Here is a 13752-nt window from a genome sequence, read left to right on the forward strand (position 1 = left end):
TTGTATGGATCAGTTTCTGATCATGGCATTACTGGGCGGTCTGGGAATCGCACTGATCACCGGACCGCTGGGAAGTTTTATGGTCTGGAGGCGCATGGCCTATTTTGGCGATACATTGGCTCATTCAGGTCTGCTTGGAGTCGCTTTGGGTCTACTTATGGCAATAGAGCCATTACTGGGTTTGGTGGTAACTACAACAACGGTGGCCATTCTGCTATTCATCCTGGATCGCCAGACGCTGCTGCCAACAGACACCCTGTTAGGAATTTTATCCCATGGCTCGCTTTCTCTTGGGCTGGTCGCCCTGGGCTTGATTCATAATCCCGGAATTGATCTCAATGGCCTGCTGTTTGGAGACGTGCTGACGTTAAACTGGAACGATATTGCCTGGATATACGCTATCGGTATCGCTGCATTGCTGACGCTCACGGTGATCTGGAAATCGTTACTGTTGATGACGGTTTCGATGGAACTGGCTGCAGCCGAGGGCGTTGCGATTACCCGAATACAGCTGATATTTCTGCTCCTGCTGGCTTTTACCATTGCCATCGCCATGAAAGCCGTGGGGATCTTACTGATTACCTCACTCCTGATTGTGCCGGCTGCAACCGCCCGCCGACTCGCTCGCTCTCCTGAGCAAATGGCACTGTTTGCCTCCCTGCTGGGAAGCCTGTCAGTGTTCGGAGGATTGTTAATGTCTTACTGGTGGGATCTGGCCAGCGGACCGGCAATCGTGATATTTGCTTGCCTGCTATTCATGGCCAGCCTGTTTCGGCGCCAGAATTGAACGGTTATCCGTTGCATCCGCCAGCGATGGAGTGATCGCTATTTTTTCAGATTTCCGGCAGCCTGCTGGCACTTGCCACAAATGCCGGATACTTCAATGGTCTGGGACTGGATCTGAAAACTGCGCTGCAATGCCTCCTGCTCCAGTTGTTCAGTCAGGTTATCCAGTTTCAACTCTTCTACCAGACCACACCGGTTACAAATAAAAAACTGGGCACTGTGTTTATGATCACTGTGATGGCACACCAAATAACTGTTGGTGGAATCAATCCTGTGAACCAAACCCAACTGCTGCAGAAACTCCAACCCCCGATAAACCGTAGGCGGTTTGGCATTGGGACGGGCCTGCTGCAACAAATCCAGTAACTGATAAGCTGTTAATGCTGTCTCTTGTTCTGCCAGAATCAACAATATGGTTTTCCGCAACTCAGTCAGCTTTTCACCCTGCTGCTGACATAATTGTTCTGCGGTCGTTAGAATCGCCTTTGCCATATATTCCGTTTCATCGATAATGCTGCCCCCAATCATACTGAAAGAGTGGTTATGAGTCAGTTTAAAAACTACGAAACCTTATCCCAGGGTCAACAGATAGGACTGGAAGATGCTTTGCGTCAGCTTAAATTCAATGAACAAGAACTGATCCCTGCCATTGCCCAGCAGCATGATACTGGAGAAGTATTAATGCTGGCCTGGATGAACATGGCGTCCATCCGGGAAACCCTCGAAACCGGACAGATTTGCTACTGGTCGCGTTCGCGCCAGAGCTACTGGCGCAAGGGCGAAAGTTCCGGGCATGTACAAAAACTGGTCAGTATGCGATTCGACTGTGACGGCGATGCTATTTTGCTACAGGTGGATCAGACCGGCCCCGCCTGCCACACCAATCGTCGCAACTGTTTTTATCTTGAGGTCTGCGATGATCAGGTAGTGATCCTCACCAATCCGGCCTGAGCCGGAATGATGCGCATCCATTGCTTCAACCAACCGCAATCAGCTGGCGGTTGATTCTCGGCCTCACCCACATTTTCAACAGCAGAACAAAAGCAGCCATCCAGATGGTGACAAGAACAAGTGCTGTTAAGGATTGCAGTGGATGCCGGGCAAATGTCAGTAACTGAAAACAATAGACTGCTGCAGTGTATGCCACCGATGTAGTCCAGCCAGCCACCACCAGCGTCCAGAGTTTACCTCCCTCTTTGACCAGCGCGCCCATGGCAGCCGCACACGGGGTATACAGGAGAATGAACACCAGATAAGCCAGCGCCCCCTGCCAGCCGGCAAACAACTTAACCATTTTGGAATGGCTCGGAGTATCAGCCGCTCCGGCCTCTGCCTGAGTCACGTTGGTGAAGCCCAACGGATCGGTCACCGCTGTAACGATGCCCAGCAGGTTTGAACCCAACAATGTTGCAGCTTTCGTCAAGTTGGTCAGCGGTGAAACAAACTCACCAGTATCTTCGGTTTCACCCGAGTACAAAGCCTCCATGGTGCCAACAACAGCCTCCTTCGCCAGAATACCGGTAAAAATTCCCACAGCAGCCGGCCAGTTATCCTCTCCCATACCAATGGGTGTAAAGGCTGGCGCAATCACCTGGCCAACTTCCGCCAGTGCAGAAGGTCGTCCTCCCTGTTGTTCTGAGCGCCATGATGGTACCGAGTTAAGAACTGTCAATACAGCCGAAACCAGCACAATAGTTTTACCAGCACGCATGACAAAACCACGAATTTTATGCCAGCTGGAAATACCTACATTACTCCAGCGTGGACGGTGATAATGCGGCATTTCCATAAAAGAACTGGCACGCACATCCTTAAACAACTGTTTTCTGAATATCCACGCCGTTCCCACCGCCACCAGAATACCTAACAGATAAAGAGCAAACACCAGTAATTCAGCATTATCACGAAAGAAAACAGACACAAACATGGCGTAAACAGCCAGTCTGGCACCACAGGACATAAACGGTGCCATCGCCATGGTTAACATGCGCTGTCTGACATTGGTCAGGCTTCGGGTCGCCATGATCGAGGGGACATTACAACCAAACCCCAATAACAGTGGAATAAATGCCTGGCCCGGTAACCCAATTGCTGACATCATGCGGTCCACGATAAAGGCTGCTCTGGCCATGTAACCACTGTCTTCCAAAATGCTCAAACAGAGGTACAGGAACCCAATAACCGGAATAAAACCTGCAACCAGCTGTAACCCGCCACCCAGCCCTTTGGCAAAAACTGTAATCATCCAGTCCGGAGTACCAAGTACCATTAGCCAGTGACTGGGTAATTCCACAAACCAATACCCGGCCAACGTATCAATAGGATCGATAAACAACGACCCAATACCAATGGCCAGCGCAAACATTGTGTACATGGCAAACAAAAATATCGGAATACCAAGCCAAGGGTGCAGCACGATGGAATCTACTTTTTCCGTGATGTTCTGTCCCGTAGCGGTATTTTTTATAACGCCCGACAGCCATTGAGACACGGACTGCCTTACAGCATCTCTGCCACTCTGTTTGACCTCCAGAGCCACATCAGACAGATGGGTTTGCAACTCGCTGGCAGAATAACGATTGCTATCAATCACCGGAATACCCAGGTTAGTGGACAGCTGCTCTACATCCGGCATCGAACCAATTTTCCCGGCCAGATCGGTCATCGTCAAAACGACAATCATGGGTCGCTGCAATCCAACCAGTTCAGAGGTCAGCTTCAGATTGCGCTTCAGGTTAGTGGCGTCAACAACATTGACGATAACATCATAACTGTCTTCAGTTAAAAACTTCCTCGCCAGTGCTTCATCCATGCCACCGGAATGATGCCCTAAACTGTAGACACCAGGCAGATCCGTCATGTCCACTCGCCGTTCAGTCGTGCTGAAAAAACCGGTTTTACATTCGACAGTAACACCAGCCCAGTTTCCCACTTTTTGCCGGGTCCCAGCGAGTTTATTGAACAGAGTGGTTTTACCTGTATTTGGGTTTCCAACCAGAGTAATGCTCAAACTCATACTGCATGATCCTTACATTCCGACTCGCATAAATGTACGTGCTGAGCATCTGTGGCATGAATCGCAATAAGTGTTGATCCCACTTTAATTTGCATAGGATTCCCAAATGGGGCTTTCATCATTAACTGCACAGTTTCTCCCGGATCAAACCCCAGGCTAATCAGCTGCTCTTGGGTTTCACTGTGGGGGTGGGTTACCCGATGAATTTTCGCGACATGTCCCTTTTGTAACTGTGATAACACCATAGGCTGCCCCTGACAAGATTGATAATGATTCTCAATGATAGAGATGAAATACTAGAATGTCATGATACAAATCAAAGACAAACCAGACAGCACTCAATCGACAAGACCAAAATTACTGAGACATGCATCAAAATACCGGCAAATTTGTTTTGCCTGGATCTGCAACCTTGTAAAAGATGACAATACTCAACTCCAAGCAAGATTATCAGCATGGCAACCAGATTTACCGCAGGATTATCCCTGGCAGCAGCATCATTATTGCAAGCGGGCTGTAACACCGAAAATAATGAAGACTACCGCTGCCCGACATCCAACACTCAAGCACGGGAATTGATCGGCAACTGGCGACAAAGCTGCACAATTGTCTCCAATGGCAAACTGGCTGACGCAACAACATTACACGCTGTAACCCGGGCCTCCGGCAGTACTGGAAATCCAGGCTCAACGGATGGCAAAGCCTATAAGACCGAACTGAACTTCTCTGAAGATGGCACACTTCAGGAAACCTATATCACTTACTCCACGACAGATTGCAACAGCAATACAATTTCCGCCAAACAATCTTATTATTTCTGCTATGAAATCGGCAGCGTATCACTGACCAACAGCTCAGAGTCTGCGGTTGAGCTAAATATTGGATCCGAAGAGAACACTGAATACTCCATTTTTCAGTTGGATAATGGCTTTCAGTCTCTGCGACTTGGATCAGCCGCAGCCAGCAGCTCACTTGAAAAAGACGGCACGAGTCCTGAACGCCGTTATGATGGTCTCGACAATAACAGTTATGAAAGCACCCTCTAAATGCTCAAAACAGCTGACTACTTCCTTTCATATGAATGTCATATTTCAGGGCCATGATAACCGGAAATAATTGACACCATGGAAACAAACAATGTCCATTTGCGCCAGAAACCGGCACTTCATGCTGCAACAGCGCCTGCAGCAACGGCGAAGAGAATCTCAGGATATCAACCTGTCAGAGGCCCAAAAAACACATGCTGACACAAATACGGTAAGCAGGTATCTACCGGACTACATTCTATCTGCACGTCGAACAGAGACCCGTACCGATGAAACTTACCTTTCTGGGAACCGGTGACTCACAACAGGTTCCGGTATACGGCTGCGAGTGCAAAGCCTGTCAACGCGCTCGTTTAATCTCCTCCTATATTCGTCGCCCAGCCTGCGCACTGATACAACATGATAATAATATGATCCTGCTGGATGCAGGGCTCACCGACCTAAGTCAGCGGTTTAATCCGGGAGATCTGAACGCAATTCTGCTAACACATTTTGATATGGATCATATTCAAGGTCTCTTTCACTTTCGGCGCGGTATGAATGATGTCATCCCGGTGTATTGCCCTCCTGATCCACAGTCACCGAAAACATTATTTTCAGAACCTGGCATATTGGACTTTCAACCCACGGTAGAAGCTTTCAAGGTTTTCCAGGCAGGTATCTTTAATATTACGCCGCTCCCCTTGCTGCATAATCGCCCGACCTACGGATACTGTGTTGAATCACCCTCTCATCGGATGGCCTATCTGACAGATACCAGGGGCCTGCCGGAACAGAGCCAAAAATTCCTCCAACAGTGGCAACCGGAAGTACTGGTTATCGATTGCACTCACCCACCAGGTATGGTGAATCATCAGCATCATAACGATTTTGACGAAGTCATAGAGATCGTACGCAAAATACAACCAGAAACGACCTACCTTACCCATATCAGCCATGCCATGGATTTATTTCTGATCGAACATTTCAAACGCCTGCCAATGCATATTCACGTTGCCGTGGATCAGTTGACCATTCGCCTTGAAAATCTATCGGGCAACCTTCGCTCTAAACTCGGAACCTGAATGATTTTGCCGTCGCATATGACGCAGTCTTAACTATTGGGTTAATTGTTTGTTAAAAGCTGTTAATTCACCCCTGGCAACAGATACTATACCCAAACCCGGAGACTGAGCCGCTATCCTCGGTTCAGGCCAGGACCCATTACCAATCAATAGGGAGCAATCTATGGCTGAGTTAACCTGCTTCAAAGCCTACGACATCCGTGGTGAACTCGGAAAAGAACTAAATGCCGATATTGCCTATCGTATCGGCCGCGCATACGCAGAATTCTTCAAACCTAAAACAATCGTGGTCGGCGGAGATGTTCGTGCCACGTCCGAGGAACTGAAACTGGCATTCGCAAACGGCATACGCGATTTTGGTGCAGATGTTATAGATATCGGCCTGTGTGGTACCGAAGAAATCTATTTTGCCACTTCTCATTTGAAGGTTGATGGTGGTTGCATGGTCACGGCCAGTCATAATCCCATTAACTATAACGGCATGAAGATGGTCAGGGAGGGTGCCCGCCCCATTTCAGAAGACACTGGCCTCAAACAAATCAAAACTCTGGCAGAAAAAAACCAGTTCAGTGATACCGGTAGTCGGGGAACTCTGACCAAACTCGATAATAGCGCCGCTTATATTGAACATCTGCTGGGTTATGTTGACCTTAAACAGCTACAACCGATGAAGATCGTGGTAAACGCTGGCAACGGTGTTGCCGGACCAACGATCGACCGATTGGAGGCAGCTTTCAAAGCAGCTGGTGCACCTGTTGAGTTCATTAAGATCTTCAACGAACCTGATGGCACCTTTCCCAACGGTATTCCAAACCCCCTGTTACATGAACAACAACCGGTTACCGGGAACGCCGTTATTGAAAATCATGCCGATCTGGGAATCGCCTGGGATGGCGACTATGACCGCTGCTTCATGTGGGATTCCGAAGGTACGTTTATAGAAGGTTATTACATTGTGGGCCTGCTGGCTGAAGCATTTCTGCAAACCAATCCCGGCAGCAAAATCGTTTATGATCCAAGACTGACCTGGAATACTGTCGATATCGTCAAAGCCAACGGCGGTGAACCTGTTATGTCCAAGTCAGGCCATTCTTTCATTAAAGAAAAAATGCGTGCTGAGGATGCCATCTATGGCGGTGAAATGAGTGCCCACCATTACTTCAGAGACTTCTCCTATTGCGATTCCGGCATGATCCCATGGTTGCTGGTCATCGATCTGTTGTCACGCAAGCAAGTCAGCCTGACGTCGCTGACCCAACAACGGCTGTCCACATACCCGTCTCCAGGCGAAATCAACAGCAAAGTGAAGGATGCAGACGCCTCAATTGAAAGAGTCTATAACGCGTTTAAAGCAGACGCGATTGTAGAAGACCGAACCGATGGCATCTCACTGGAATTCAAGGACTGGCGCTTCAACCTGCGTAAGTCCAATACCGAACCAGTTGTCAGACTCAATGTCGAAACCCGTGGCAACAAGCAATTGATGCAGGAAAAGACTGACGAACTGCTGGCTCTGGTCCGGGCCTGATTCCATCCTTTCACTATCCGGTCGGTTATTGAGCAACCGGCCGCGGATTCGTTCCCACACCAAATAACAGGTCGAAAGTCGGTCCCAGAATAACCGTATCAGTACAGCTGATAGGCTCAAGCTCCCCGGACTTAAGTTTTGGATAACGGCGCAGAGACTCTCCCAGCTGATACAAGGCTGTTTTAAGAGTACTGGCATACTGATCAATCATATATTGATATTCGCTACTACCAGACCGGGCAACCAGATCCGGATTAGGAATCCGATTGCGCTCAGCCATAAATCCCAGCGGAAAGACACTTCTATTGAAACAATTGGACTGCAGATGCTCACTCTTCGCATACGTTTCAGCCCAACGACTGACCGCTTTGATGCTCGAGTATACAAAGTCCTTTGGAACTTTAGACTTCAGCGCCTTCCGATAAAGTTGTCGTATGGACTCTGCCTTACCATATAGTTCCGGAAGATCGGTTGCACCAAAGGGTTTTAACAATGCATTGGCCACATCTGAAGCAAAATCATAGCACTGCTGAGGAGAAAGTTTCGTAGCCTGCAAAGTACAAATATTCTTGACCAGATCCCGTTCCCTGACATTCTGAGTAACAATCGCATATGCCAACTCAGAAACGACCAGATCAGCATATTCATCCGTTTCAACAATACTTGCTACCATCTTACTGAACCCCTTCCTACGCGCATTCACCTTGCTCAGCTGCGCCTTCATAAGCTTTTTGGCTTCATCTAACGAATCAGGCAGGAATGCTTCATACCAGGCATAAACCTGATCCAGCGAAGCTGTGGATTGATATATCTGTAAATACTGAAGTTTCTGTGAAACCAGACGGGATACCAGTTCACTGGCAAATTCACGACCAATCTGCTGCCTGGCAATCTCTTCAACCTGACACTGCCCGGCAGCCGCCTCGATGAGATCAGCAAACAGACGATCAGATAGCTCTGCACACTCCTGCATGACAAAACTGTCTCCAAAGACAGCATTTTTATCCGGATTACAATGCTGCTTACTCATTGTCCACCCGGGACGGGACCAAGCAGTCAAAGATAGAGAGCAAACATTATACTGATCTGCTGTTTTCAGGCTCTGAGCCAAACGTTCAACCTGGGCAGAAGACAGCTGAATGTCTTTCAGCCTTGAAAGGATGGACTGGTAGATTTCGATACTTTGAAAAGCGTTCCGGCTCCCCCCTTTCAGCAAATCAATCGTTGTAGCTGCACTCAATAGCTCATTCTTTTTGGTAATCATGGCAACCTCAACCGTCATCTGATAACCGGGCTCACTGGCTTCCCGATAGTTAAAAACGACAGGTAGTGAAATAGAGTTATCACGATTGATAAATGATTGCAGAGCCAGAACGTCCTGTTCCGAAGGAGCTGTACTGTATAACTTGACGGCAAGCATATTACGGGGATTGTAGGCTTTGGTTTTAACCGCGACCATGCCGTTGACCCCCAATACTTTATCTGGCTTGACAATGTTACCCTGATGCCAAAGCTCGACCCGGACAAAACCCTTTTCAACGGACACCAGTTTTAGCTCAGCGCTTGTAGAAGCCGCCCACACAGGCATGGCAATCACATATCCCAAGACAACACGAACAAGAAATTTTGCGAAAAAAATCAGGCGCCACCCCATCGTTACTGAAATCACTCTATGACGAATCAGCCTCTCCCTCAAACTCATTATCAAAATACTGGAGAAACCGGCTATACGGAACAAACCGGCTAGTTTAAATTAAGTAGCGGCTCTTGCACTATTGTGATTGGATAAAATTGGGATCAACTACCCAGTTTAAACGGTACACAGAGAAGCCAGAACGCTTCCAATAACAGATTCAAACTACCAGCAACGACTCCAAGGTTGATTTTGTTCTAATTCTTAATCAGGCAGCTTGACAACTATTGAATCTGCCTCATCTTTAAACAACCATAGCATGAGACAACGTCTTCAGGTGCGCATCAGTCAGTCAAGCAACCCGCTGGAAAACCAGCAGGCTATCGACTATTGCTCAACAATGGTTCAAATGCTGAACTCAAAACAGCTGAATCAGTACAGCCTGCAGCACTCAAACGTCCATCCCGAAGCTTAGGGTACCTCTGCAAAGAAGACCACAATTGCTGAACAGCACCTTCCATATTATTTGACAGCATTTCGACCATATACTTGTATTCTTCACTATTCCTTTTTTCAATCAACTCAATATTGGGAACCCGATTGCGAACAATCATAAAACTGAGAGGAAACAGGCTTCTGTTAAGACAGTTGGACTGTTCATATTGTGTACTGACGTACGTCTGCGCCCAACTTCTGACGTTTGATAGACTGGATTCAATCATCTCCGCAGGTATTTTTCCTTTTAATGAACTCTCATATTGATGACGCATGTAGGCAGCACTTTCATGCATCTCAGACAAATCTGCAAAACCAAACGGCTTGATCAGTCCTTGGGATATATCAGAGGCAAATTCGAAACATTTATCCTCACCAAGATGAGGAGCCTGTTGTTTACACACGTCTGCCAGCCGGACCCGCTCACGAAAGTTATGAGTAACAGCAGCAACCACCAGTTCGGACACAACCAGATTACGGTACGCTTCACTGATAACCACCTCATCCATAAAGTTCCGATGACTATTTTTCTGAATGGCCACCCTGTTCATTTCAAACTCCATAGCGCTCTTGACATCAGCAGTCTGAGCGGGTGAAAACTGATCATACCAGGATAAAACATTGGTCAGATCTGCGGTTGATTGATAAAAATCAGAATTCGTCACCCAACGGGAGACAAATCGATTCACCAGATCTTCGGCAACATCATCACTAACCTGTCGACGTGCGATATCGTCAATCTCACATTGCTTTGTTGCTCTCGCCAACAAATCTGAAAAAATCCGGTCCGATAGCTCAACACACCCCTCAGCCATATCATTGTCTCGTGATGTAGCCCCTTCACCGACAGAGCAATGCTGTTTACTCATCCTCCAATTAGGCTTTATCCGGGCGGCCAAGGCCAGCTTGCAAATTTCCAATTCACCTGCTTTTTTGAGATTTTCGGCCAGCATCTCTACCTGTTCTGGCGACAACAACATATCCTTTAGATGATCTAACAATGCATGGTATTCATCTGGACTGGAGAAGACATCAAGGCTGCTACTCTTATGCAAATCAATAATCACAGACTCGGATAAGGTTACTGACGTTTGTGTCGTTACATCTACAGTGATAAAAAACGCATACCCAGGCTCAGTTGCAGTAAGGTAATCAAACTCAAAAGGAACTCTGATAGTGCCATCCTCAACTACGTACTGCTGCAAATGTTTCAGATAGGGCTTCATGGGGTCCAAACTGTACTGTCTGGAGACTCTGGTATTACGCTGGTTGTAAACACGGGTCTGTATATTTACTTGTCCCTGTTTACCAAGCACCTTGGACGGCTTGACAGTTTTGTCATTACTGATAAATCGAATTTCGATATTACCACCGTTAACACTGACAATTTTCATCTCTGTCGACTTGGGCGAAAAAAAAGTAAACGCATTTGCCTGACAGGGAAACCATGTTAGGACAAACATAACCAGTAAATAGAAATGGACTTTCTGCACTACCATACCTGCACCTATATAAACCAATCTCAAGACTCCCCCTTCACAGCCGGCCCAAAATCCGTCACTTGTTCTAAACAAAGTCTATTAACACCTGCTAATGCACGGTAAAAAAGGGCTTATAAAACAACCTCCTGCAGCAGCAGAAACCTGTTAAAAATAACAAACTTCTGTTAGCGAAACTAAAGGTTAGTTAACATCATGAAGAATGAAAAAAAAAGATTATTTCCACAAAAACCCAAAGGATATAACCAAACTAATTTAATAAGAGAAGCAAACACAGAAAGAGCCTCCGTGCAGGACACACCTAAAACAAAGCAGACATATCAAAATAATACTTTAGTATTCTTTAAGCAAAGGGGACAGATCATAAAATAATCAGTTTTTTTCTGAGCTACATCCCTGTAGCGGGAGCAAAGCTCTAAAAGTGCCTAAATGTCATATGGCAAATCACAGGCATTGTTTCAAGATTGGAAAAAGAACCTTCAGCTTTAATCGAAAATCGAGTCATACGGCAAAAAGCCATTTTTTGAAACAGCTTTTCAAAAATCGGATTAAAGGACAAATTAGAGCATGAAAAAATAGAAAAAGAACTTTCCTGGAAAGATAACATGAAGAACATCAACGATAATTACATTAGCATCCTTGCCTGCTATTCATCCTTTAAGGATAACGACCTATCAGGTAAAAAGATTATCCAGAAGCTTCAAGCTGGTTTTACCCTTGGCAGTCAGACGATAACCAATGACACAAGGCCTTAAACCTTTAACCAAAACCGGTTTTTTAAGGTTATAGCGCTTTACCATACCAGTATCGACTAATTTGGTGAGTTCCTTACGAATTGCCTTATCATCTTTTCCTGGAGGACACAGATCCTTCACAAGGCAATCATCCTTCTGGTCTTCTTTCTCCTTGGCCTGCAATAAAATGTATAACACAACCTGATTTATCAGTTTAATCTTTGATAATGCGGGTGGATTTACCTTCTGCAAGCTATTCCACAACTGAGACTCTGTTTTTAATTTTGCCATAATCTACCTTCCTTTAAATTGAATTTATCCTACTATCTATTTTTGATTATTATTATGTACAACCCCGATAACATCATATCTCAACATTCGGGATAGTAAATGGTGATCACAATCCTCTGAATGAAAACTTGCCGTCAATTAGTAGTAGTTTTCATAAAATGAATCACAATCTCCAAACCGACTACAACATAGAACATGAATTCTATACGTCTACAGACAAACTACACATAAAATATGTCGCTAACAGCATATTACACAAAAGCCAATAATGTAAATTGCTTTCCAGGAAAGATCCCTAAAAACCTGATTAGATTTATCTTGCTAACAATACTTTTTGCCGTTATAAAAAGGTGTTTTACCCTACATTAACCGGTTCAGCACAACTTTCCATTTCAGACCACCCCCTTCTTTTGAAAATATTTCAATTGCCAGCAAGCAAAGCAAATATGCATTATTAATTAGCAAGTAAAGGGCTAAAACGATACAGGATTCTCTCGATCCAATTTTGATAGAATAAAAATATATTTTTATATAAAAAATAGCTCTTTTAAGAAAACTAAAATAATCAGTATATGTCCCAGATCAATTTGCTATATCAATGGCTTTTAGTATAAATAAGTTACCTTGGATTATGACAGTATCCAGCATCGGTAAGGTTTTTTACTTATAGTGTTTTAGGGACAAACATGATACCCAAGCAGGAAAATTGATGTCATACCGGAGGATGAACTTCTTTGCGTTTCTTCGTAGTGGATAAAACTACTCTATTTTTAAGGTTTTTTTCCTGTACTGACCAAAATATATTAGGTAACCAAACCGGGAGAACTACACAATAGCTTTAAATAGGATGATTTAAAGGTGTGACTCAGTCATTCTGGTGATGACATGACTATCGAGTTAAGCCAATGAAGGACGTATTTGCTCACTTGTTATGGTGTGGGAGTGGCGATCAAGGCAACAAGAAACTTCACAACCGGGATTTGTTGCTGTTTAAAAAACACCCAAAGAAAATGACTATCAAAGAAATGAACAAAGAAAGGTGCAATGGGCGTTTCAAGCAAGGATCAAAAATAGTTACCCCCTCTACTTCAGAGAACCCCCTATCTTAAATACCTCAGTAACTTTCTATCACCCATAAAAAAACCGCCTTATGGCGGATTTTTAAAATGGCGGTGAGGGAGGGATTTGAACCCTCGATACGTTGCCGTATACACACTTTCCAGGCGTGCTCCTTCGACCACTCGGACACCTCACCATCAGACATTCAGAAGCCTACAAAGCCCCTGAATTTGAGCCGCGTAATCTATATGACTTGGTAAAAAAACGCAACTCGTTTTTATCTATTTCTTAATAAAAACAGCAACTTATCTCTATTCTTGCCGGTCAAGACCTGAAAATCAGCCTAATTTCAGCACCAACCTAACCTGCAGCGCGCAGTCACTTCTATTGAAATCCCCCTTACCAGAACCCGTAACACAATTGCACGAGATCAACCTTCCAGCTCATGGAAACTCTTTGCAGTCAGTCTCAAGCACTTGTACAAATGTTGAACATCAGTCATCCATTTCTGGAATTTTGGGGTATTTCCTAATATTGCTAATTTGCAATCAGGCTCTTTAATCCATCTAACGAACCTTGCTTCTCTATCAGAATCTTTCTG

11 protein-coding genes and 1 tRNA gene are annotated in these 13752 nt (G+C 45.4%); 5 read left to right on the top strand and 7 right to left on the bottom strand.

The window, feature by feature from the left end; genetic code table 11:
• Positions 1–4 precede the first annotated feature (4 nt).
• Positions 5–787, top strand: coding sequence for a metal ABC transporter permease (locus YC6258_RS17475; protein WP_044618074.1), 783 nt, complete (start codon positions 5–7; stop codon positions 785–787).
• 38 nt (positions 788–825) lie between these two features.
• On the opposite strand, the gene YC6258_RS17480 is transcribed toward YC6258_RS17475, so the two are convergent.
• Positions 826–1278: a transcriptional repressor gene (locus tag YC6258_RS17480; protein WP_044620157.1), complete on the bottom strand. Its 453-nt coding sequence runs from the start codon at positions 1276–1278 to the stop codon at positions 826–828.
• Positions 1279–1329: 51 nt separating this feature from the next.
• On the opposite strand from YC6258_RS17480, the gene hisI reads away from it, so the two are divergent.
• On the top strand, positions 1330–1737 hold the full coding sequence (gene hisI, locus YC6258_RS17485; protein WP_044618075.1) for a phosphoribosyl-AMP cyclohydrolase: 408 nt from the start codon (positions 1330–1332) through the stop codon (positions 1735–1737).
• Positions 1738–1762: 25 nt separating this feature from the next.
• On the opposite strand, the gene feoB is transcribed toward hisI, so the two are convergent.
• Positions 1763–3802, bottom strand: coding sequence for a ferrous iron transport protein B (gene feoB / locus YC6258_RS17490; RefSeq protein ID WP_044618076.1), 2040 nt, complete (start codon positions 3800–3802; stop codon positions 1763–1765).
• Positions 3799–4047: a FeoA family protein gene (locus YC6258_RS31400; RefSeq protein ID WP_044618077.1), complete on the bottom strand. Its 249-nt coding sequence runs from the start codon at positions 4045–4047 to the stop codon at positions 3799–3801. The genes feoB and YC6258_RS31400 overlap by 4 nt, the downstream gene beginning before the upstream one ends.
• Positions 4048–4257: 210 nt before the next feature.
• Here YC6258_RS31400 and YC6258_RS17500 point away from each other — a divergent pair, with 210 nt between their 5' ends.
• The 3 genes from YC6258_RS17500 to YC6258_RS17510 all read left to right on the top strand — a co-directional run bounded on the left by YC6258_RS17500 (position 4258) and on the right by YC6258_RS17510 (position 7440).
• Entirely contained in the window at positions 4258–4848 is a 591-nt protein-coding gene (locus YC6258_RS17500) for a hypothetical protein (protein ID WP_044618078.1), read from the top strand.
• Positions 4849–5117: 269 nt separating this feature from the next.
• On the top strand, positions 5118–5912 hold the full coding sequence (gene phnP / locus YC6258_RS17505) for a phosphonate metabolism protein PhnP (protein ID WP_044618079.1): 795 nt from the start codon (positions 5118–5120) through the stop codon (positions 5910–5912).
• A gap of 163 nt (positions 5913–6075) precedes the next feature.
• A complete protein-coding gene (locus YC6258_RS17510) occupies positions 6076–7440 on the top strand; it encodes a phosphohexomutase domain-containing protein (RefSeq protein WP_044618080.1) in 1365 nt (454 codons plus the stop codon).
• Between the two features lie 25 nt (positions 7441–7465).
• Here the strand turns inward: YC6258_RS17510 and YC6258_RS17515 are convergent, their stop codons facing one another.
• From YC6258_RS17515 to YC6258_RS17535, 4 genes are all read right to left on the bottom strand, one after another.
• A complete protein-coding gene (locus YC6258_RS17515; RefSeq protein ID WP_144407682.1) occupies positions 7466–9028 on the bottom strand; it encodes a hypothetical protein in 1563 nt (520 codons plus the stop codon).
• A 425-nt stretch (positions 9029–9453) separates the two neighbouring features.
• Positions 9454–10962 carry a hypothetical protein gene (locus YC6258_RS17520; protein WP_144407683.1) on the bottom strand — a complete coding sequence of 503 codons (1509 nt, stop codon included), beginning with the start codon at positions 10960–10962 and terminating at the stop codon, positions 9454–9456.
• 779 nt (positions 10963–11741) lie between these two features.
• On the bottom strand, positions 11742–12092 hold the full coding sequence (locus YC6258_RS17525; protein ID WP_044618083.1) for a hypothetical protein: 351 nt from the start codon (positions 12090–12092) through the stop codon (positions 11742–11744).
• 1167 nt (positions 12093–13259) lie between these two features.
• Positions 13260–13347: transfer RNA gene (locus YC6258_RS17535), tRNA-Ser, on the bottom strand.
• Between the last annotated feature and the right edge of the window lie 405 nt (positions 13348–13752).

Origin of the sequence: Gynuella sunshinyii YC6258 (assembly GCF_000940805.1) — a bacterium.
Taxonomy (GTDB): Bacteria; Pseudomonadota; Gammaproteobacteria; order Pseudomonadales; family Natronospirillaceae; genus Gynuella; species Gynuella sunshinyii.